At 58.2% G+C, this 21,394-nt stretch carries 21 protein-coding genes and 1 riboswitch; of the genes, 10 read left to right on the top strand and 11 right to left on the bottom strand.

Annotated elements, in window-relative coordinates; all coding sequences use genetic code 11:
- From HUV26_RS02350 to HUV26_RS02360, 3 genes are read right to left on the bottom strand one after another with little or no spacing between them, the layout of a single operon-like run.
- Window positions 1–1,068 (bottom strand): HD domain-containing phosphohydrolase, encoded by a 1,068-nt coding sequence (locus HUV26_RS02350; RefSeq protein WP_174408467.1) that lies wholly within the window; start codon window positions 1,066–1,068, stop codon window positions 1–3.
- Entirely contained in the window at window positions 1,065–2,045 is a 981-nt protein-coding gene (locus HUV26_RS02355) for a PAS domain-containing protein (protein ID WP_174408468.1), read from the bottom strand. Before HUV26_RS02355 ends, HUV26_RS02350 begins: the two co-directional genes overlap by 4 nt.
- Complete coding sequence (locus tag HUV26_RS02360) at window positions 2,038–3,300, bottom strand: HDOD domain-containing protein (protein ID WP_243451225.1); 1,263 nt, start codon at window positions 3,298–3,300, stop codon at window positions 2,038–2,040. The genes HUV26_RS02355 and HUV26_RS02360 overlap by 8 nt, the downstream gene beginning before the upstream one ends.
- A 260-nt stretch (window positions 3,301–3,560) precedes the next feature.
- On the opposite strand from HUV26_RS02360, the gene HUV26_RS02365 reads away from it, so the two are divergent.
- From HUV26_RS02365 to HUV26_RS02375, 3 genes are all read left to right on the top strand, one after another.
- A complete protein-coding gene (locus HUV26_RS02365; RefSeq protein ID WP_174408469.1) occupies window positions 3,561–4,031 on the top strand; it encodes a CvpA family protein in 471 nt (156 codons plus the stop codon).
- A 68-nt stretch (window positions 4,032–4,099) separates the two neighbouring features.
- The gene (gene mazG, locus HUV26_RS02370) at window positions 4,100–4,945 is read left to right on the top strand and encodes a nucleoside triphosphate pyrophosphohydrolase (RefSeq protein WP_174408470.1); all 846 of its coding nucleotides are present in this window, start codon (window positions 4,100–4,102) and stop codon (window positions 4,943–4,945) included.
- A 93-nt stretch (window positions 4,946–5,038) separates the two neighbouring features.
- Entirely contained in the window at window positions 5,039–6,340 is a 1,302-nt protein-coding gene (locus HUV26_RS02375) for a hypothetical protein (protein ID WP_174408471.1), read from the top strand.
- 224 nt (window positions 6,341–6,564) lie between these two features.
- Here the strand turns inward: HUV26_RS02375 and HUV26_RS02380 are convergent, their stop codons facing one another.
- A complete protein-coding gene (locus HUV26_RS02380) occupies window positions 6,565–6,762 on the bottom strand; it encodes a hypothetical protein (protein WP_174408472.1) in 198 nt (65 codons plus the stop codon).
- Between the two features lie 353 nt (window positions 6,763–7,115).
- Here HUV26_RS02380 and HUV26_RS02385 point away from each other — a divergent pair, with 353 nt between their 5' ends.
- Together HUV26_RS02385 and HUV26_RS02390 are read left to right on the top strand one after the other, a co-directional pair.
- A complete protein-coding gene (locus HUV26_RS02385; protein ID WP_373869046.1) occupies window positions 7,116–7,271 on the top strand; it encodes a hypothetical protein in 156 nt (51 codons plus the stop codon).
- A 24-nt stretch (window positions 7,272–7,295) separates the two neighbouring features.
- Window positions 7,296–8,456 carry an AI-2E family transporter gene (locus HUV26_RS02390; RefSeq protein WP_174408474.1) on the top strand — a complete coding sequence of 387 codons (1,161 nt, stop codon included), beginning with the start codon at window positions 7,296–7,298 and terminating at the stop codon, window positions 8,454–8,456.
- Window positions 8,457–8,806: 350 nt separating this feature from the next.
- On the opposite strand, the gene HUV26_RS02395 is transcribed toward HUV26_RS02390, so the two are convergent.
- Complete coding sequence (locus tag HUV26_RS02395; RefSeq protein ID WP_174408475.1) at window positions 8,807–10,540, bottom strand: aldehyde ferredoxin oxidoreductase family protein; 1,734 nt, start codon at window positions 10,538–10,540, stop codon at window positions 8,807–8,809.
- Window positions 10,541–10,781: 241 nt separating this feature from the next.
- Here HUV26_RS02395 and HUV26_RS02400 point away from each other — a divergent pair, with 241 nt between their 5' ends.
- On the top strand, window positions 10,782–11,372 hold the full coding sequence (locus HUV26_RS02400) for a hypothetical protein (protein ID WP_174408476.1): 591 nt from the start codon (window positions 10,782–10,784) through the stop codon (window positions 11,370–11,372).
- Window positions 11,373–11,405: 33 nt separating this feature from the next.
- Here HUV26_RS02400 and HUV26_RS02405 read toward each other — a convergent pair whose 3' ends face one another.
- Window positions 11,406–11,969, bottom strand: coding sequence for a hypothetical protein (locus tag HUV26_RS02405; RefSeq protein WP_174408477.1), 564 nt, complete (start codon window positions 11,967–11,969; stop codon window positions 11,406–11,408).
- Window positions 11,970–12,372: 403 nt separating this feature from the next.
- Between HUV26_RS02405 and HUV26_RS02410 the strand changes: the two genes are divergently transcribed.
- Both HUV26_RS02410 and HUV26_RS02415 read left to right on the top strand, forming a co-directional pair.
- Window positions 12,373–12,678: a hypothetical protein gene (locus HUV26_RS02410; RefSeq protein ID WP_174408478.1), complete on the top strand. Its 306-nt coding sequence runs from the start codon at window positions 12,373–12,375 to the stop codon at window positions 12,676–12,678.
- Window positions 12,679–12,722: 44 nt separating this feature from the next.
- Window positions 12,723–13,115, top strand: coding sequence for a hypothetical protein (locus tag HUV26_RS02415; RefSeq protein ID WP_174408479.1), 393 nt, complete (start codon window positions 12,723–12,725; stop codon window positions 13,113–13,115).
- A gap of 188 nt (window positions 13,116–13,303) precedes the next feature.
- Here the strand turns inward: HUV26_RS02415 and murJ are convergent, their stop codons facing one another.
- Window positions 13,304–14,887: a murein biosynthesis integral membrane protein MurJ gene (murJ, locus tag HUV26_RS02420; RefSeq protein ID WP_243451226.1), complete on the bottom strand. Its 1,584-nt coding sequence runs from the start codon at window positions 14,885–14,887 to the stop codon at window positions 13,304–13,306.
- Between the two features lie 260 nt (window positions 14,888–15,147).
- Window positions 15,148–15,251: riboswitch (SAM riboswitch) on the top strand.
- 137 nt (window positions 15,252–15,388) lie between these two features.
- On the opposite strand from murJ, the gene HUV26_RS02425 reads away from it, so the two are divergent.
- Window positions 15,389–15,658, top strand: coding sequence for a hypothetical protein (locus tag HUV26_RS02425; protein ID WP_174408480.1), 270 nt, complete (start codon window positions 15,389–15,391; stop codon window positions 15,656–15,658).
- Window positions 15,659–15,761: 103 nt separating this feature from the next.
- Here the strand turns inward: HUV26_RS02425 and HUV26_RS02430 are convergent, their stop codons facing one another.
- From HUV26_RS02430 to HUV26_RS02445, 4 genes are all read right to left on the bottom strand, one after another.
- Window positions 15,762–16,355 (bottom strand): HAD family hydrolase, encoded by a 594-nt coding sequence (locus HUV26_RS02430; protein WP_243451227.1) that lies wholly within the window; start codon window positions 16,353–16,355, stop codon window positions 15,762–15,764.
- 172 nt (window positions 16,356–16,527) lie between these two features.
- A complete protein-coding gene (locus HUV26_RS02435; protein ID WP_174408481.1) occupies window positions 16,528–18,084 on the bottom strand; it encodes a sigma 54-interacting transcriptional regulator in 1,557 nt (518 codons plus the stop codon).
- Window positions 18,085–18,565: 481 nt separating this feature from the next.
- Complete coding sequence (locus HUV26_RS02440) at window positions 18,566–19,498, bottom strand: SPFH domain-containing protein (RefSeq protein WP_243451228.1); 933 nt, start codon at window positions 19,496–19,498, stop codon at window positions 18,566–18,568.
- Window positions 19,499–19,637: 139 nt separating this feature from the next.
- On the bottom strand, window positions 19,638–20,114 hold the full coding sequence (locus HUV26_RS02445) for an NfeD family protein (protein ID WP_174408482.1): 477 nt from the start codon (window positions 20,112–20,114) through the stop codon (window positions 19,638–19,640).
- 445 nt (window positions 20,115–20,559) lie between these two features.
- On the opposite strand from HUV26_RS02445, the gene HUV26_RS02450 reads away from it, so the two are divergent.
- Window positions 20,560–21,393: a phosphate ABC transporter substrate-binding protein gene (locus HUV26_RS02450; protein WP_174408483.1), complete on the top strand. Its 834-nt coding sequence runs from the start codon at window positions 20,560–20,562 to the stop codon at window positions 21,391–21,393.
- Window position 21,394 lies beyond the last annotated feature (1 nt).

Genomic DNA, 21,394 nt, shown 5'->3' on the forward strand with positions numbered 1-21,394 from the left:
TCATTCTTCCTTGAAAACGGCCTCAACGGACTGCGCCCGTGCCAGAATACCCATAGCCGCATCTGCCACAGCGGGGCAATACAACGTACCACGATGCACGCGCAATTCTTCCATAACCTCATCCACCGAACGGGCAGGACGATACGGCCTGTGCGAAAGCATGGCTTCCACAACGTCAGCCACGGCGACAATACGGGCCTCCGGCAAGATAGCCTCTCCCTGCAAGCCCTGCGGATACCCGGAACCGTTCATCCGTTCATGGTGCTGCAGAACAATATCTGCCACAGGCTGCTCAAAGGGAACCCGGCTGAGCACATCGTATGCCGAACGGGGATGCAGGTACACAAAAGCCCATTCCAGCTTGGACAGGGCACCAGGTTTGGACAGAAATTCCGAAGGAACATGCATCAACCCTATGTCGTGCAGCAGGCCGGCGGTTTCCACGCCTTCCACCCGCGCCGCCGTAAATCCCATATTATCGGCAAGGGTGCGCGCCAGAAGGGAAACCCGCTGCTGATGCATGCCCGTAAAGCTGCTCTGCATGTCCGTAACGCCGGAAAGCGAAGCCACAGTAGCCCGCATAAGCCTGCGCATCTTTCTGTATGAGGCCTCAAGGTCTGCAGTCCGCTCGGCCACCTTGCTTTCCAGACCTTGACGGTACGCCTCGTTTTCCCTGAGCAGCTGCGCCCGGGAGAGGCACCGCCCCATCACGTAATCCAAAATCTGCATGTCCACCAAGGGCTTGGTCACAAAATCCCATGCACCGCACCGCATGGCGTCTATGACATCCTGCATCACCCCTGTTCCGGAAACCACCACCACGGGCAGCAACGGGTTAGCACTGCACACCTTGCGGATGAACTCCATGCCGTCCACTTCCGGCATGCGCAGGTCCACGAGCACAATATCCGGCATGTCGGCACGCAACGCAGCCAGACCTGCACGGCCGTTTTCCGCCGTGGTAACCACGCTGCCGCAATCTTCCAGATACACCCGCATGTTATCGCGGATAGCAGGGTCGTCATCCACAGCGAGTACACGCACATTGACAAGAGACGCCAGTTTCACAGCCCCTTCCCCCCCTTTGGCTCCGCCGGTTTCTCAAGAGGCGAAAAAACGCAGCGCACCCGCGTGGCGGGAAACTGCTCGGGTATGGCACAGGCATGCACGGCAGCCCATGCCTGCTCCGCATCGGCGGCAACGGCAAGCCGCAGGGTTGTTCCCTCAGGCAGTTCGCCCGCACGGCTGCTCTCCAGCAATGACTGAAGGACCGGACGATCTTCCGGCACAACAAGCAGGTGCAGACCGAACCCGGCCATGTGATCATCGCCCGCAAGACCCAACGGTAGAGCGCCCCACGCCCCGGCGGCAACAGCCAGCCTGCGGGCGCAACTGTTTGCATACACCACCCCGCCGTCTCCGGCCACGTCAAATACCGCCACAGGCAGCGACTCCAGCGCCTCGCGGGGTTCACGTTCCCCCTGCCGGACAAGCCGGTACAGTTCAAAGCTCTCTATGGCATTGGCGCAGTGCTTGAGCACGATGGACAAAAGAGACAGAAGAATGCCGGAAAGATTCCGCTCCCCTTTTGGCATAAGTCCCACAAACATGCCCCGTGTGCGCGACGTGGTGGCAAGCACGTGCAACACCAGACGGTACCGGTTGTCGCGGGAGTAAACGGTAATGGGCCTGTTTTCACGCACCGCAAGGGAGAACACGCCGTTGTCGATGAGCTGCCGCACCTCTGCTTCCAGTTCGTCCGCAAAGTCAGAAGGTCTGCACAGGGAGAGAACAAAGTCCGAACTGGCTTCGTCCACAAGATAGAAGGCCGATACCGGAAAATGGACAAGCTCGCCTATGCGCAAAATGGTTTCTTCCAGCAGTGCCGTGGGCTCGTGCAGCTTGTTGATACTGGTCTGAAAATCACCAAGGGTGGACGCCATTTCCAGCACATCCAGCGTGAAGCGGGCCTGCTCCTCAAGGTGCCGGAGACGCTGCTCCAGGCTATGATTTCCCGACAGGGAAAAAGATGATGTGTCAGCCATCGACTTCCATTAAGCGTACAATTTCCGCGACCTGATAGTCCATCTGAACAGCCGTCTGCCACAGCAGGCTCACGGGCAGGCCCAATGCCTCCCATGCCGCAGGGTCCAGCACGGGCACAAGCCTCTCGCCGCTTGTTCCCATTTCCAGCGCATTGGCAAGCACATCCGCCACGCTCATCAACGCCGCCTCAAGCGTATTGTGCGCCATGCCGGGCAGGTGATGATACCGCACATTCTTCTCCAGCGAAACAGGGCACTTCCATGCCTTGAGCAACATGCCTGCCAGCCGGTCATGGGTGAACCCCACCACCTCTTTTTCGCACTGGTGCACAAGGCTTCCCCGTTGCTGCGCCACATACAGCAGATGGGAGGCGTGGTCCGGCAGCCTTTTGTAGATTACCAACCTTCCTATATCATGCAGAATGCCCGCCACAAAGAACCTTTCCGTATTGGGCGCACGATGATGGCTTGCCAGTATACGCGCAGCCACTCCGCAGGCAATGGAATGCTCCCAGAAATGGCGCATGCTTACCAGCGCATGGGGAACACCCTTGAACGAGGAAATGACGGAAACCCCCATGGCCAGAGAAACCAGCTGGTTGCTGCCGATAATGGCTGTAGCCCGCGAAATGGTGTCTATACGCGCCCGAAGGCCGTAGAACGGGCTGTTTACTATCCGCAGCAGTCGCGCGGCAAGGTCGGTATCGTTGGCTATTACCTCCGCCACATCGGTTGCGGAACTGCGGGAGTCGTTTACCACCTCCACCAGCTTGTGGAATACGGACGGCAGGGAGCCGAGCTTCATATCCTCCTGCATCAGCGCCTGCGCTTCCACCGGGGCAGGCTGCGGTATGCCGGGCTTGGGCACTACAGGCTCATCCAGAACCCCGAGCGGATTGTCTGCCCCTTCCGCCTGCCGCTCCGCCACGCGGCGGGCAAGGCGCATGGTGCACAGGCGCATCAGCTCCTGCACCACGGGCAACGCTTCGTCGTTATGGCGAAAACGCTCTGCCGTGCGATGCCGGGCCGCCTCGTACACTTCCGGCGAAATCTCGTCAGGCAATCCGGCTTCTTCCCCGTCCTGCCCGGCACCGTCCACCTGCGCCTCGGTCACGCCCCAAATCTTCATTACGCGCAGTGACTGTTCAGTCAGAAGCTCTCCGCCGGAAAGCAGTTTTCTTCCGTTCCTGTCCATCACATCGGCCGTGAGGCGCATACCCGCCTTAAGAGCTGCCAGAGAGAGAGTGCCCATCATCCTCCTGCGCTTCCGCGCATCATTCGTTCCTGTTCTGCCGCCGCATGCGACACTACACTCCTTACAAAGAATACCGCCCTGCGGCAACGCGTTTTGCCGGCACGACAGAATTTTATCGTCATGCGATACCCTCCCTGCTGCCGGAACGCGACACTTGCCGCCCTTCCCCTCGCCAAGGGATTCTGCTATCCAGTGTCTGCAATGCGGCACCACGGTGCCCACATCCGCAACAACCCATACCCATGCCGGATATCCGCATCATGAACGCGCTGGACATAACCTTCATCGTCATCACCGGCTTTTTTCTCATCCGGGGGCTCTTCAGGGGGCTTATCACAGAAATGGGCGCCATTGTCGGCGTTATCGGGGGCTTTCTGGCCGCCAATGCATACTACGCCCAAGCCGCACCCTATGTAAGCACCGTCATTGCAGACAGCGCATGGGCGGGCATTGCGGCCTACGCGGGCATTTTCATAGGCGTTATCATCGGCACGTCCCTTCTTGCGGCCATTCTGCACAAGCTCATAGGGGCTACACCGGCCGCCTGGCTGGACCATTTTTCGGGTCTGCTGCTGGGAGGCGTGAAAGGTGTGCTCATCTGCACCGTGCTGCTGGCCTGCATAACCTATTTTATGCCAAACGCCGACTTTGTGTACAATTCGCAAACCGCCCCCTACCTGCAGCAGACAACCGCCTTTCTGCGTCAATTCATGCCGGAGCGCCTGTACTGAACGCCGCCGAACCGGACGGCTGCCATACGCGACCCTCTTCTTTCCACATTCTTTCTACGGAAGCACACATGAACAAGACCACCCTGCCGGAAGCAGTAACAGCCCTGCAAAACGTCATCGAAAAACTCATCGGGCCGGATGGCTGCCCGTGGGACAAGGAACAGACACCGCAGTCGCTGTGCGACTACTTGCTGGAAGAAACCTTTGAACTGGTAGACGCCATCCGCGCCGGAAAAATTGTGGATGTGCGTGAGGAACTGGGCGATGTGATGTTTCTCATGCTGTTCATCAGCCGCCTGTATGAATGTCAGGGCTTCTCCCTTTCCGACTCCATAAACGAAAACGCGGCCAAAATGATCCGCCGCCACCCCCACGTATTTGATGACGCCAGCGTAAGCAGCGTGGCGGACGTATGGGCCAACTGGGAACGCATTAAGCGCTCGGAAAAAAAGGTGGGAGAGGAGAACGCCCCCCAGCGGCCCAAGGGCACCTTTGACAGCCTGCCCAAGGGCCTGCCGCCGCTTCTCAAAGCCTACAGGCTTAATTCCAAGGCTGCCCGCATCGGCTTCACATGGCCCGATGACGCGGGAGTGGAACGCCAGCTGGATGCCGAATGGCAGGAATTTCGCGATACCTGCGCAAGCGGCGATACGCAGGCGCAGGAAAGGGAATTCGGCGACATTCTCTTCACCATGGTGGAATTCGGCAGACGCAAGGGGCTTAAGGCCAATGCCGCGCTGAACATGACCAACCTGAAATTCCTTGAGCGGTTCGAACGCATGGAGGCGCTGGCGCGGGAAAGAGGGCTCCAGTTTGCAGACCTTTCCTTCGAGGCGATGGATGCCTTGTGGAACGAGGTAAAAATTGAATCGGCGGACCCCGCCCGCACATCCCCGCAGGGTCCGGCCAGCTAAGAGACAGGGAGCACGCACGTGCCGCGCAGCCGCTTGCCGCACACAACCGCCGTCAGGGGACACACCCTGCACAGTGCCACGCCGGGAAAGGCCGTGCCGAAACTCCACGGCGAAACGCGGGATACGGCAAGCACTGTTGCCGAAACCACTGGCCTTCCGGCTGCGGGAACAATCAGGCCGCATGTGCGGACGGTGCTGCACCTGCTGCTAGAATGGGCGCAGGCAGAGCGGACACCGGGTACGGACGGCCTGCGCTATGCACAGACATCTCTGGGCGGGGATGACCCGGATACGCTACGCGCCGTGCTGTGCCCGGACCACCCGGACCACGAAACCTTTGTTGAACTTCTGCTTTTTCCCGATACGGTGCTGCACGCAAAGCTGGACACCGTGCTCACGCCCGCCAGTTCACAAGAAGATTGTCAGGGAGACTCGCGGGGCGACTTCCGGGACGACTCACAGGCCGTTTCACGGCGCGATTCACAGGGCGGTTCACCAAGTGCATCGCAACACGCTTCAGGAACACCGGGAGACAGTTGCGGCCCCCTGCTGCCCCACGAAGCCCGGTACCTGACCACGGTGCTGGAGTCCCATCCGCGCACGGGCACGCTTCTGCTGGACAATGGCTCCAAGGTGCCGTTCGGGATTCCGGGCAACCTGTGGAAAACCATTGTCCCGCGCCTGCGCCTTTGCGCGGTCATTCCGCACGAAGTGCTGAACACCATCCACCGGGTACTGCCGCCGCCCGTTGCACGCCACGCCCGCATCCGCCTGCGGGCGGCGCGTTACGGTTGCCCTGCACTCCTGCTGCGCTTTCTGGAGCGGTATCCCGCTTCCGACCCGGCGTATACGGAAGTGCTGGATTTCTGGCTGCACATTCTTTCCACACTGCCCCAAGATGCAGACCCGCAGGCTGTTCTGCTCCGCCGGTATCGCAGACTGGAAAAGGCGCTCAGACAGACACGGGAGTTTGCCGAGCGGCTGCAGCGCTATTCCATGGAAATGCTCATGATGCAGGGGGCGCAGGCACCGTTTATCCATGAAGAACATGCACGCGCCACCATGCGCATAATGGAGCGCATAGGGCTTGCCATGTTCGACACCTCTCTGGCAGGCGAAGGGGGTATGCGTGAGGCGGACTTCGGCACTCTGCCCCTGCCCGCGTCCATGGCCGGGCCACAAACTGGCAAAAGGCCCGGTCCATGGCCGGGTGACGATTCGGGCGGGCGGCTCCATGGTCTGCCTCATGGTCTGCCAGACGATCTGTCCGCTGGCCTGACGGATGACCTGCCCTCTGGCCAACCGGATGACCGAAGTGGACCGCATGCTGGCAGACAGCACAGCGAGGACATCATGGACGCGGTACTGCGCACCATGCGTCTTCTGGACAGGTAAACGGCAAGGCAGCGCCGGGGGAAAGGCATATCCCAAGCAAAGCGGGCGGCAGCGCGTAATGCACCACCGCCCGACTCTCATTCGCTTACAGGGTCTTTTCCGCAACCGTTCGCACCTTCCGCCTTACGGCGGAATCACACCCCAGTACCGCCGCAGCGGCTAAAAAGGTGTTGAAAAACGTACCCTACGGCGATGCTGCGAAAATGAATGCTCACTAAAGTCCGCTAAACCATCACATCCAGATTTTCGCCCAGCCCCTGCACAGCCATAGGGGTTTCCGTTTTGGCACCGGCCTGCGGCTCGGGCCGGGCAAGCCTGTTCTGGTCCTGAACGCCGGTCTGATTCTCTGCCTGCGCCATGCGCTGCATTTCCATTACGTTAAAGGCACCTTCCGCGCCGCCCTTCATAGAACCTATATCCATTATACTTCTCCTGTGTCTCCTGTTTCCGGTCATCCCCGGCATACCCGCCGCAGCGGGGATACATATGGATGAACGCCGAAAAGCATGCGTAAAAAAGAATCACCTACCACACCATAACATTAGGCTTATCGGCCAACTTGACTTTCCCTTTAGGGGAAAAAGAAAAAAAACAGCCGTCGCCTGCATTTTCTCCCCCCGGGCACATGGCCACGCAAATCGGAAAAGGAGTGCAATCGGTTGCCGTTTACAGTAGGATATGTTGTAAAGGCACCCATTTAACACGCTGCTTTACAACCATGTTTCAACTCTGTCATGAGGAGGCGGAAATGTTGCTACCCGAAAAGGAGGCAAGGATGAAAATTTGCCCGTTTCTCAAGACATCGGACGACAAGATGAAATTCTGCATCGGGCAGGACTGCATGATGTGGCACTTTAAAAACCCGCAGCGAAACGATGAAAACGACCCCGGCTATTGCGGACTGGCGGGAAAACCCGCCGGAGCCATGTAGCCGTCATAAGGCCGATAATACCCCATGTCTGAACAACCGGAAAACACTGACCACTTCCCCGCAGAAGAAAACAAGACACCTTTGGAACAGTTACGGCGCAGCTTTTCGCGTCAGGGGCTGTACGGCTACTTCCTCATCGTACTGCTGCTGCTTGCCCTGTACCTTATGTACGGGCTCATACGGCCCTTCCTGCACACTGTTATCCTGTCCATCGTGGTTGCAGCCTGTTTTTCTCCGCTCTACACGCGCGTGCTGAACCGATTCGGCAACAGGGAAATTCCGGCCGCGGCAGCCGTCATGGGTGTGCTGGTTATCTGCTTTGCCCTGCCGGTAGCCGTTTTTCTCTCCGGCCTCATACCGCAGACGCTGGACAGCATCCGTGCCGTGAACCACTGGCTGGGCGTAACGGACTTTGATTCCCTGCTCCAGCAAACACACATAGAGCCTGCCATAGCGTGGCTGCAGGCCAAACTGCCGTTCGTGGACCCGGTGGAACTGGACCTTAAGCACAACATAACCCTGCTCTCCAAGACCGTGGGGCAAAACGTCATCTCCTTTGCCACCACAGCACTGGGAGATACGGTGACATTCTTCTTCCACTTCCTGCTCATGCTGCTGATCATCTTCTTCCTGCTCAAGGACGGCAAAAAGATGCTGGCGGCGGTAAAATACCTGTGCCCCATGCGAGAGGAACAGGAAGACCACATCATCAACACCCTGCGTCAGGTTTCGCGCTCCGTGCTGGTGGGGGGGCTGCTGGTGGCCGTGCTGCAAGGCATAGTGGGCGGCCTTGGCCTTGCCTTTGTGGGCATTCCGGCTCTTTTCTGGGGAACGGTGATGGGATTCTGCTCCCTTATTCCCGTCATCGGCACAGGGCTGGTGTGGATTCCCGCCTCACTCTACCTGCTCATCATGGGCGAGTGGCAGAACGCCCTGTTCCTCACCCTGTGGTGCGCCCTGCCCGTTGCCGCCATAGACAGTTTTCTGCGCCCCTACTTCATGCGCGACAGCGCAGGCGTTTCCGTTTTCTTCATCTTCATGTCCATTCTCGGCGGCATAAAGGCCTTCGGCATGCTGGGCATTCTCTACGGTCCGCTGATCCTGAGCTTCACCATGGTCATGCTCACCATCTACGGAGAAGAATTTTCGGACGTGCTGGGCGACAAGCCCGCCAGCGCCAAGTAGCTGCCCCCGGAACCACAGCAATCCATGCGTTAACACGTAAACAGGACACCACAGGCTGCCGCCACGGTGCCCCTTTCACCCATATTTGCCCACGCTAAAGGGGCCGGACAGCTTGTGCTGCCCGGCCCCGCAGATAGCTGATAAACCGTGTCTTTTCGAAAAGACAGATTTCTGTAAAGCCGGGCCTGAAATCAAAAAACGGATGTACCTCGCTTATGCGGGGTGCAGGGGCCGCTTGGTCCCTGCCCGCCGGAGGCGAAAAAACTCAAGAACTCCTTTCATCATGCTGAAGGGCCGGACAGCTTGCGCTGCCCGGCCCTGCTCATATCAGTCGCAAAGCGGTTCCGGAACTAATCGACCAGAGCACCCTGCAGTTCGTCGGTGGTGAAATCCCACACCACGTTGTGGGGTGCCAGCTTTTCCTTCATCATGAAGGCGGGAAGCTGGTCATGCTCCTTGGTAAAGCCTGCAGCGCGGTTGAAGGCAAGCTCATCCTTCAGGGTATTTATGCCCAGTGCGCCAAAGTCGTCGGGAGTGAAGTTAATGCCGTGACGGGCAGAAACCATGTCGCAGATTACCTGTGCGGCATCCGCCGTATCCAGCACTGCAAAGGCCACAAAGAGGCACAGACCAAGGCTGTCCACAGTGGCGGTGGCAATCTGCAGGGCCTTGGAGGTTTCCACCTGCCCAGCCTTGCCCAGCGGGTTCACATCGCCGCCCACCTTGAGCAGGTTCTGGCAGATGGCGTATCCTGCGGTATGGTCCGCACCCATGGTCGTGGTGGCGTAGGTTACGCCGATACCCTTTGCCGCACGGGGGTCGTAAGCGGGCATGGACTGTCCCTTCACGGTGGGCACGCGGTCCACGCCGAATGCCTGCGCCGCAAAGTCCACACCGCTGCCGACAATCTTGCCGAGGTAGTCCTTCTTGTCCAGCATGCGGTACACCAGCTTGTGGGCCGCTTCACCATCGCCCCACGGAATGACGCCGCCGTCCATGGCAATGGCCACGGTGTTGCCGGTTTCGATGGTGTCCACGCCAAGGTCATCGCAGGCACGGTCAAGAGCCGCAATCTGATCGATATCCTTGATCAGGGCGTTGCCGCCAAAGGCCCACACGGTTTCATACTCAAAACCGGAGGTAACGTATTCGCCCTTTTCGTCCACATAGTTCTGCGAGCACTGGATGATGCAGCCCGCATGGCAACCTTCCTTGGTCTTGCCGCCGCGCTTGGTGATAAACTCGGCGATTTTCTCGCCGGAGATATCAGAAGCGTGCGCACAGCGGCCATCACGGAAGTTCTTGGTGGGAAACGCTCCGGCTTCGTTGACAATGTTCACCAGCACGGCGGTGCCGAACGCAGGCAGGCCTTCGCCGGTGACGGGGTGGCTGCGCAGAATTTCTGCCCAGCGCTTGGAGGCAATCTTGAACTTTTCTTCATCGGCGTAGGCAAAACGCTCGCCATCCGTATCGTCCACCACAATGGCCTTCACCTTCTTGGAGCCCATCACGGCACCCAGACCGCCGCGACCGGCTGCTCGGGCGGGACGTCCCCACGGGTCGGAAAACTGGATGGATGCGGCCGTCAGGCAGGCTTCGCCAGCGGGTCCGATAAGCATGCCGCAGGCCTTTTTGCCGTACTTGTCCAGAATGTAGCCCATGGAGTCATACGTGCCCTTGCCGGTGATGGCGGCGGCATCTTCAAACTTCACGCCGTCTTTGGTGATAATGATATTGCAGAAGGGAGCATCATCGGCGGGCTTGTCTTCCAGCACCATGGCAAGAATATCCAGACGGGCCAGCTTCTGGCAAAAGGAACCACCGGAGTTGGATTCCTTGATGGTGCCTGTGAGCGGAGATTTGGCCCCTACGGAGATACGCCCCGAGTTTGCGGCGGCAGTGCCGGAAAGTGTGCCTATGGCAGCGACAAGCTTGTTGTCGCCACTCAGGGCGTGCACATCGGCAGGCACTTCGTTCAGGATAAGGCGCGAGGTCAGACCCCGGCCGCCCAGCCCTGCGTACTGACCCGGTTCTTCATAACGGAAGGTGCGATCCTTCGTATTCACTCTGAGAATCTTTGACATGGCGTATACCCTCTTGGCCTATGCGGCATTTACTGCGATGCACATTTGCACCACAGTCCGATTATGCAATTGCTCCCATGGAAAACATGGGATACATACGAAAGTGAGTGCAGAATATGCCATTTTTCTGCAATCATCCACAAATAATTCGACTTTTTCCTCTATCTGACTCGGTTATATATAGTTAGCCTGAAATCAGAGAAAGACAAATTCGAACCATAAACTACCAGGAATAACTTTTATGGACATCTCTATTCGAACGGATGCGGAAGGCATGAACCACTGGGCCGGCATCATGCAGCACGGTGTGGTGGTGGAATCTCCGGTGGGCGGCACGGTGCGGTATGTGCTGGAAACAGGGTTCGACTTTGCCCACGGCTACGTGGAAGACAGGATTAAGACCGTATTCATCGACGGGATGCCGGTGGACAACATAGACACCGCCGTGGTGCACGACGGGGCACGCATGGGGCTGGCTGCAGCCCTGCCCGGTGCCGCAGGCATTGCCATGCGCCGCAACAGCCCCTACGCCGCACTGCGCGGTGATATAACGCGCGGCGCAGAAGCTGAAGAAGAAATCGTGCCCGGACACATAACCCTGCTGCTCTTCAACCTCATCATGGTGGAGAAAGGCGCACAGTTTCTGTCGCAGGGCGTGCAAACGACCGGATACCGTTTCGGCAGAATGCTCGCGGAACACCCTGCCACCGCCGCCCTGCTTGCAGACGCGCCTTCCGTTGCCGCAGAAAACTGTAAACGGCAGGAGCTGCTCGACTGGGCACAAAAAAACCCGGAAGCGAGCATACGCCTCCGGGTTGCCATTGCGGAATAACAAGACAGCGAAAAACCGGACTCCCCGCGCGGGTTAGTCCTGTCCACGCTCATAGCCGGGAAGCACGATAGAGGAAGCATCCTTGTTCATGCCTGCACCCTTGGGGCAGTCCTTCTGCAAATAACAGATTTCGCAGGCTCCCTTGAAGGGAAAGTGGGTTATCACGGCAAAACGGCGGGAAAGAGCCGTGGCATCGGCATTGTACGGACAGCCCTCTTCCTCCAGAGCCTCCACAAGACCGTCCGTGGGCTTGGGCGCGGGAGCGCATCCGGCATCCTGCACCTCCGGCAGCACCTGGTTCACGGCGCACATCACCATAACCTGCGCTAGGCTACCCGCAAGAAACGCGCTGGAAGGCGAGGTATCCCACACTCCGTCCACATCGGCTTCCACAGATTCATCCAGCCACACGGCAAGGTACTGAATCTTGCCCACCTTGAGCTTGCGGACATGGAGGCGCGGTGCCCACGATTCCCAGAACTGCGTCATCATTTCCATGGTGTTGCCGTCCACACGGTTCTCCTGACTCACGCTCATGAGCAGTTCCATGTCCAGATACGGACGCACTTCCACCACTTCGCTCGTATATTCGCTCATACTCGTCCCCGGCTTGCTGTTAGCGGACCGTTAAAAAGGCACCCGCGGGAAAGGACCGTCCTGCATTCCGTGCGGTTTCACCACGCACCGGTCCGGACTTCTTCCTGCGGTTCAGTTGTGCCGTTTTCAAACGGCCTGCGAGAATGGAATCATCTACAGGCTGTACTCTCTGATTGGGGGTGACTTTGCGGTATTCCGGGGTCCGCGTCAAGTAATCACGGGCAATCGCGGCATTCCGCCGGAAGGAACAGACAGCACGTGCGCTTTACTTCCCCCCTCTCCTGCCGTAGTATCTGCCAAGGGAGAACGGCCTGTTATGGTCTGCCACAGACTGTGACGGTCAGCAGGCCGAACCCGCTCCCGGCGCGTCCGCATCGGACACCCCCATGCAGCAGAGGACCCCATGGCAGAATCTTCCATTATTCCGCAAAACAAGCAGCTGCCGGGCATGCTCACCATTGTTCCGCAGCGCCATGTGGGACTGGAGGACGTGCGCAGGCCCATGTTCAGCAGGCCTTACACCACGTTCCGGGATGATACGGAAATCATCATAGGCGACATGGTTTCCGATGCGCAGCGGCGGCACATGGCCGGATTTTCTTCCCGGCTCCGCGCAGGGCAGCTGCCCCAGCATGGCCCGCTGGCGATACAGACTCCGCTTGCCGCACCGGAAAGAGCCACCGGCAGCATTCTGGACACTTCCTCATAATCCATCGGCGGCAGCAGCCGCCTTCCACGCATAAAGGAGAAGACATGAGCAAGGGATACAAGCTCCCCGCGAGAATCCGCTACGAGTACGAAATTAAGCCTGACGCGGCTCTCGAATACGCTCACGGCGTGTGGGGTGGTGTGAACCCCCACGGCGAAGTGGAAATGAACTTTTACACAGAAAGTGACAAGCTGCCCTCCTTTTCAGAACGCATTATCTCCCCGGACGGCTCCATTGGGCATGAGATCATTCCTGCAGAGGGTGAACAGAAGGCGGTAACGCGCAACGTGCATTCACGCATTGTCATGAATTACAATACCGCCCGCGCCCTGTATGAGTGGCTGGATGAAAAACTCTCTGCGCTGGAAGCGGAATGGGAAGCGGCTGGCACGGGCCCCATGTTCGACGGCCCGGGCAGCGGAGGTCTGGAGCAGTAGCCATACCGCAGCCCGCTCCAGAAGAGCTTTTGACTGCGCGACTGAAATGAGCTTGGCAAAATTTTGCCACAACGCCTGATAGAGATTCCGGCAAATATTCGGACAGATGTTCCGGCAGATATTCCGGCAGAAAGCCTGACAGATCGCTCCACAGGGCATCCGGCATAACAAAAGGCCGGTGCCCTGTTTTATTGCCGTGTACGCTGTCCTTTCCTGCGGATAAGGCGCAGCAACGGGTCCAGCAGAGAAGGAGCCGCCACACGCGCCGCAACAGCATACGCAAGGCCGAACACGCCAAAGCTGGCCGCAAGCGACCAGAACGCTCCCCACAGCGGAGCCTGCGGCATAAACGCAGACACCATATCCGCCACACGCCACGCCCCTATGGCGGCAGGCAGGCAGCACAGCGCAGCAACGGCAAAAACACGCGCCACGCCTTCGTACGCCTGTGCTCCGTAGCGCATGCGCCACACTCCCGCCAGCATAATGCTGTACAACACCACAGAAACCGTTCCCGCAGCGGCCACCCCCAGTGCCCCCCAAAGCCCGGACAGCCACCAGTACAGGGGCAATGCCACAATCGTTGCCACCGTGCCCGTCACCGCCGGGGTAATGGTATCCTTGCGCGCGTAGAAGGCGCGCCCGGTAAGCTGCTGCACACCCCAGAAGGCCACCGCCACCAGCATGATACGCAGTAAGGGCACTGTTTGGGCGGTCTGCTCATGCCCGAATCCGCCCTGCTGGAAGATGAGCCGCAGGGTGGGTTCCGCTGCGGCAATCATCCACGCGCTGACAGGAATAATCACCAGCATGGTGTTACGCATGGCCGAATTCAGGGTCGTGTTCACGCCCTTCTCATCCCCTTTTGCCACCAAAGCTGCCAGAAAAGGAAAGGAAGCCACGCCCGCCGCCTGTGCAATCACGCCCACAGGCACCTGCATGATGCGCCGGGCGTAGTTCAGCAGGCTAACGGCTCCGTCCCCGGTCAGTGAGCCGAAAATGCGCGCGAACTGCTCATCCAGCACCACGATGGACTGCCCGATCATGAGCGGCAGCGCCAGCAGCAGAAAACGGCGCACTCCCGGATGGAAGAACCGCACACGCAGATGCATCCCCCCCCCGGCGCGCACCGCCAGCAGAGGCAGCAGAAAGCTCCCGGCACCTGCCCCCGCAAGAACCCCCCAGCAGAAACCTTCCATACCGCGGTCTATCATCAGCAGACCGCCGAGAATGATGCAGGCGTTATACACAAGCGGAGTAAGGGCGGGCACGGCAAACTGACGCCGCATGTACAGAACGCCGGAGAGGCAGGCTCCCAGCAGAAAGAACACCTGCGCGGGAAGAATGATGCGCAGGAAAAAAGCCAGACGGGCCATAGCCTCGCCACCAAAACCCGGCGCGGCAACAGCGGCAAGCCCCGGTGCCCCCGCCCAAGCCAGTGCGGTAAGCGCGCCCGCCACCAGAAATACCCAGCACAGAACGGCGGAAAGAAAATTCCACCCCTCCTCCTCGCCCTTTTCAAAATATTCGGCCAGAAGCGGAATGAGCGTGATGGAAAAATAGCCGCCCGCCAGCAGGTAGTTCAGGAAATCCGGAATGACAAAGGAGGCGAAATAAATGTCCGACTCCACGGTGGCACCGTGGTAATAGGATATAACCTTGTCGCGGATAAGTCCCATGAAGCGCGAAAGAAACACGCTTGCCGCCATGATGAGGGCGGCTACCCCCATGCGCTGCCGCCCGGTGACCATGTTACCGAAAAAATTCCCCATACGCCCGATGCCTCGTTGTGCGTGAATGCCCTGTTTTCGCGTACTGCCTATCCTATCATGCCCCGAAACGCCAGCGCGGGAAAAAGGAGCAGTACTCATCATATGACATTTTCGTGAACAACGCCCGAAAAGTAGTACTGAAAAGTACGACGCAATCCCCGCATACAGGACGGTAACATTCTGTTTTTCCTGCTATATGACAAATACCACATTTCCTTGTTGACACAGCGGAGCAAGATTCATATATCCACCCCTGTCACTACTCATGACGAGGACGCGAGGGAAAGGCCCTTTGACCGTCCGGCAACCTGCCCTGTGGGCAAGGTGCCAAAGCCGACCCGCGCGTTGCGCGGATCCATGAGGCGATGTCAGCAAACGCATCGACCTTTCGGCATGAGAGGTCTTTTTTTGTTGTCGGGTGCCGCATCCGGAGTTGGTACCGGGAACCATGGTCCCGGAACACGCCGGACGGTGACGTACTGTGCGGACAGGAGAATAACGATGATCAGCTTTCTGGAACGTTGCAAGGCCAGCCCTCAGGGCACCATACGCTTTCTGTACCACGACACGGGCAGCGATCCCATGCCTGCGGATGTCAGCGACCCTCTGGCACTGCTGGGAGACATACGGCTGCTGCAACTGACAGCTGCCCAGATGGAGACCTTGCGCTCGCTGGTGACGGAAGACCTGCACCGTGAAGGAGCGGAAGAAGTGTGGCGTACCCGCGCCTTCCGCAAGAACGTGATCCATTCTTTCGGCATGGTGGTATAACGCACTCAACCATCCGGAACAGCGTAAAAAAAAGCCGGGGCGTTCCCCGGCTTTTTTGCTTTCATCAGTGCATGGCTATTTGACTCTGGTCCTTACGCGGTTATCAGTCAAACCCCAGCAGGCGCAACGCCTGCGGCAGGTCTGCAAACCGGTGAATCGTCGTATAACGGTCACCACTCCGCACATCGGCGGAGCCAAGGTTCAACCACACGGCGCTCATTCCTGCATTCGTCGCGCCCCACACATCCCCCATAAAGTCGTCACCCACCATCACCACACGGCCCGGCGCAAGCCCAAGGTCGGCAAGCACATGCCGCCAGAATTCCGGCCAGGGCTTGGGCCGCCCGATGCTGCGATAGGTGTATATCCTGTCCAGCAGCAGCCCCACGCCCATGCACTCCAGCGATTTCCGTATCTCGCCTTCTTCAGATTCAGACGCATTGGACGCCAGCCCCATGAGCCATGAAGAACGCAGAAGCTGCAGGGTTTGCGCAGCGCCTTCCACGGGCGGCACCTGAGACCAGCCGCTGCCCGGCCCCAGATAGTAAGGCATGGATTCCATGAGCGTCCCACCCCAGTCGAACAAAATGGCCCTGTCTTTCATGTGCCGGTCACCCCATGTTCCGTGTGTGCGATGAACTGCCTGTGCAGGGGCAAGCGCAGCACATGCGTCCACCTGTCTGAATAGTTTCCGCATGTTGCATTCCGCCACGCCGCAACGTCAGTTATGCACATGCAGCACAAGCGGGCAAAACGTCAACCGGTCAATTGGAATGCTCGCGACGGTCATGCGTCTCTGCTGCACAGGCCGTGTGCAGCAGAGGACGCAGCCGCCCTTCAGGCGAGGAAGGAGGAAGGAAATCCTGCGCTCAGCGGTAGCGGGCGCGTTCGGAGGCGATAAGAGATTCCAGCCCGAATTTCTTTACGCGATACCCCATCTGGCGGGGGGTAAGACCCAGTTCATCTGCGGCTTTATACTGAATCCAGCCCACACGTTTCAGGGCGTTAATGACCTCTGTGCGCTCAATATCTCTGAGCGAATGATGGGGGCTTGCACCATCCGAAAAGCTGCCCGTATCGCCAGAAGAACCGTTGGACGCCAGCAGCGGCGTAAGCATGTGGGTTTCAATGCGCGAGGTTTCCGCCATAATGACCAGCCGCTCGATAAGGTTCTCCATCTCGCGCACGTTACCGGGCCAGTCGTAGCGGCGCAGCATGTCCAGCGCGTCGGCTTCAAAGGCAATCTGGCGGCCGTATTCGGTGGCAACCTTCCCGAGAAAGTGATTGAGAAGCCCCACCACGTCTTCCTTGCGTTCCCGCAGGGCAGGAATGAGGATGGGGAAAACACTCAGGCGATAGAACAAATCCTGCCGGAACAGGCTCTGTTCCACCAAATCCTCAAGGTCGCGGTTGGTGGCGGCAATAATGCGCACATCTACCCGCCGCGTGAGGTTGCTGCCCAGCCGTTCAAACTCGCGGTCCTGAATCACGCGCAGCAGCTTTGCCTGCAACGCAAGAGGCAGCTCGCCTATCTCGTCCAGAAAAATGGTTCCCTTGTTCGCCTCTTCAAACCGCCCGGCCTTGGAATTCACCGCGCCCGTAAACGCCCCACGCTCATAGCCGAACAGCTCAGATTCCAGAAGATTTTCGGGAATGGAGGCGCAGTTCACCTTAACAAATGGAAAATTTGCCCGGTCAGAAAGGTCATGAATAACGCGGGCGATAAGCGTTTTGCCCACGCCGGATTCCCCCAGCAGCAACACCGTGGCACGGGTGGGGGCAACGCGCTCCACCTGCCGTTCCACATCCAGCATGGCGGGACTGCGGGCAACAATGTATGGCCCCTTTATCTCCTTGGAGACGCGGTACCGAAGAGAAACATTTTCGCGCTTCAGCTCATCCACGCGCTCTTCCACCTGCTCGTTCAGGCTGATGAACTGCGCAATAAGCGTGGCAACAATGGTCAGAAAGCCCACATCTTCGTCAAAGGACACATCGTCATCAAACAGGCGGTCCACATTAAGCACACCTATGGGGGTGGCATGCAGCAGAATGGGCACTCCGAGAAAGGAAACCCTGTCACGCTCCACCTTCCGCGCACCTGTCTTGTCCAGAAAAAGCGGATCATTGTGCACATCGGGCACGATATAAGGGCGGGCAGTCTCAAAGATCATGCCGGTTACCCCTTCGCCCAGCCTGTACACCCCGCGCTTCTTCTCTTCAGGCGAAAGCCCGTGCGACGCCGTAATGACCAGCGCCCCGCTGGCGCGGTCCATAAGCGTTATGGTGGCGCGCTTCATGCTCAGGTTGTCAGATAGAATGGCCAGAATCTCGCCCATGGACTGTTCCAGGTCGAGCGCCTTGTTGATGACATTGCTGATGTCTGCAAGGACCTTAATCTTGAGGCTGGCAAGGGTATCGTTCATACACCGCATCAAGCAAAGCCGATGCCGAAACTGCACACTGCACCCTTTTTTCTTTTATCCGATATGGTATCAGCCACTTAGCAAACCTTCAAAAAAGTGGGGACGAGACCGTTCACCGGAAACAGGGATATTGAAAAACAAATTTGTCATTTCAAAATTTTCTATTTTTACAATTTTGGCATTAACAACATAAATCAGAGCGGCAATCCTCCTGTCGTCCCGTACTATCCGTTGCACATCCACGGCGATATCCCCCAAACGAGGGGTTCCGGCGATCTGAAACAGGCAAAATTGTAGGATGGGCAGTGCGGATTACGCTCCCCACCCCTTTCAACATCCATTTTTGTGTTTACAAAATTGTTATTTGACATCTCTGTAAAACGATGCGGCCCTGCGCACCCGTCTCCGGCATGTTGCCGCAGCTACGAATGCGGCAGGGCCGCTTGCATATGTTCCGCGCTAAAAAACGGATGGGAAAATGCTATCTTCCCTGCCCGCCCACTTCCTTCACGGTAGACATGGCCGTAGCAATAACGCCTGCCACGTCCGCCACGTTGCTCGGCATGAGCACCGTGTTGGTGGCCTTGGCAAGGTTGCCGAACTGCGTAATATACTGCTCCGCAAGGCGCATGTTCAGAGCTTCCAGCCCGCCGTCTCCCTTAACCGCTTCCGCCACATCGCGGATACCGCGCGCCGTAGCCGTTGCAACCAGTTCTATGCGCTTTGCGTCTGCTTCGGCCACCAGCGTAACCTGCGCCGCCTTACCCAGCGCTTCGTTGATCTGCTTCTGCTTTTCACCTTCAGACTGGTTGATCATGCTCTGGCGCACACCTTCGGATGTGGCGATACTCGCCCTCTTCTGGCGTTCGGCCGTCATCTGCGCTTCCATGGCTTCCTTGACGGAATGAGGAGGCGTTATATCCTTAATTTCGTAGCGCAGTACCTTCACACCCCACGACATGGCCGCCTGGTCAATGGCGTCAATGACTTCGGTGTTAATCTTTTCCCGCTCCTCAAAGGTCTTGTCGAGATCGATCTTACCAATGGCGGACCGCAGGGTGGTCTGTGCCAGCTGCGAGGCCGCGCGCAGGTAGTTGTCTATGCCGTAGGCAGCCTTGAAGGCATCCTGCACTTCCAGATAGATGATGCCGTCCACTTCCACGCTCACGTTGTCTTTGGTGATGCATATCTGGGCGGGAACATCCACCACATGTTCCTTCAGGCTGAACGAATAGGCGATGCGGTCCACAAAGGGCACCAGCACATGAAAGCCCGCTTCAAGGGTGCGGCTGTATTTGCCAAGCCGCTCCACTATGCCCGCACTTTTCTGGGGCACGATGACCGCCCCTTTGATAAGAACCACAACAAGCAGTACGGCCACTGCTATCAATGCTATTGTTGCCGGTGTTAACACAGGTATTCTCCTTTTGTAGGAAGGTCCGTTGGCCACCGGAGGCCGCGCCTCCGGAAGCATATCCATTTACGGTTCCACGCGGACACTCTCGGGCGGGCAAAAACACGTTTCACCCGGCACCGCATTCCGCCATCATTTGTCAGTTCTCGCCGCCACCCGCAGGCACTCGACGCAGCAGCAGGCACGAACGGTTGTTCCTGTCCACCCCTGTTATTTCGGCCTCTTCTCCGGCGGCTATGTCTTCCTGCGCCACGGCGGTCCACATGGTTCCCCTGAACCTTACCCTGCCGTGCCTGCCCGCCTGCAAAGGCACCTCAATCCGTACCCGCGCGCCCACCTGCACGTTGCCGGTATCCTCCTGCATGCCCCCTTCGCTGCGCCCCACAAAGACACGCACCGCCACTTTGCGCAGGGTGAGCAGGGAGAACAGTGTTACCACGATAAACACCCCCACCTGCACGGCAAAGGCGTCCGGTGCCACGGCTGCCACTATGGCCGCTGCCAGGCACCCTACGCCAAAGAACATAATAACGAACCCGGGGGCACCCAGTTCGGCAAGCATGATGAGCACTCCGGCCAGAAACCATATGAGCCAAGGGGAAAGAAAAGACGTCATTGTAACGGCTCCTTGCGATTGGTGCATCCGATGGGAGACAGATTTCTTGAGTGTTCGAACAGTGTTTATGCCGCCCCGCAAAGGGGCTGTATTCTTCTATAACGCATTTGTGCGCGACTGTCATGGAACATCCGCAACAATCAGATACTTCTTGGGTTGCGCTGCAAAAGGCATCTCCGGGCACAGTGCCATTTCCTGTTGTTGCAATGCACACACCACAGGAAGCTTTGCCCGTGCCGAGGTCTGCCCCGGATGCCCGCAATCCGCTAACCGGCAGAGGGTCCGAAACGATGTAATATAGATATTATAAATATATAAGAGATATATTCATCATCACAATCAATTTGTCCACGACGTTCCCTGCGGATATCGTCACCTGATCGTAACATCCGGCCAATGGCACGCGCCATTGCCCCCCTATTCCACACCAAGCAAGGAGAGACTCATGTCGCGCATCTTCCGTCCTGTTATGCTTGCTGTCTTTTGTTTGGCCCTTGCCGTTCCCATGGCATGGGCAGCCCCTCTTGATGCCTTTCAGGGCAAACAGGGCAGCATAAACATTGCCGGTGGCACCGCTCATATTTCAGTTATGAAAGAAGCCGCCAAGCGCATTATGACCGTAAACACCGACATCCGCATCAGCGTTGCCGGGGGCGGAAGCGGACTGGGCGTTCAGCAGGCGGGCGAGGGGCTTGTGGATATCGGCAATGCCGGACGCCCGCTCTCTCCCGAAGAAGTAGAAAAGTACGGGCTCGTCAGCTTTGCCTTTGCCATAGACGGCGTGGCGGTGGTGCTGCACCCGGAAAACCCTGTAACCGAGCTCACCTCCGAACAGGTTCGCGATATTTATGCAGGCAAGATAACCAACTGGAACGAAGTAGGTGGCGCAGACAGGGCCATCACCCTATACACCCGTGACGAAGCAAGCGGCACCCGCGAAGTGTTCGACGGCAAAATGCTTGCCAAGGGTCCCGTTGTCGTTTCCGCCAACGTGGTGCCCTCCAACGGTGCCATGAAGACCTCCGTGGCACAGGACCCCGGTGCCATCGGATATGTGGGCATAGGCCACATAGACACCACAGTGAAGGCCCCCACCGTGGACGGCATGACCCCCTCGCAGGAAAATGCTGCAGATGGCAGCTACACCATCACCCGCAAGCTGTACATGAACACCAAGGGCGAGCCGCAGGGGGTGGTGAAGGATTTCATCGACTACCTGTACACTGCCGAAGGTGAAGAAATCATCCGCGCCAGCGGCTACATACCGACCGGAAGATAAT

The organism is Desulfovibrio psychrotolerans, from assembly GCF_013340305.1.
Lineage (GTDB): Bacteria > Desulfobacterota > Desulfovibrionia > Desulfovibrionales > Desulfovibrionaceae > Halodesulfovibrio > Halodesulfovibrio psychrotolerans.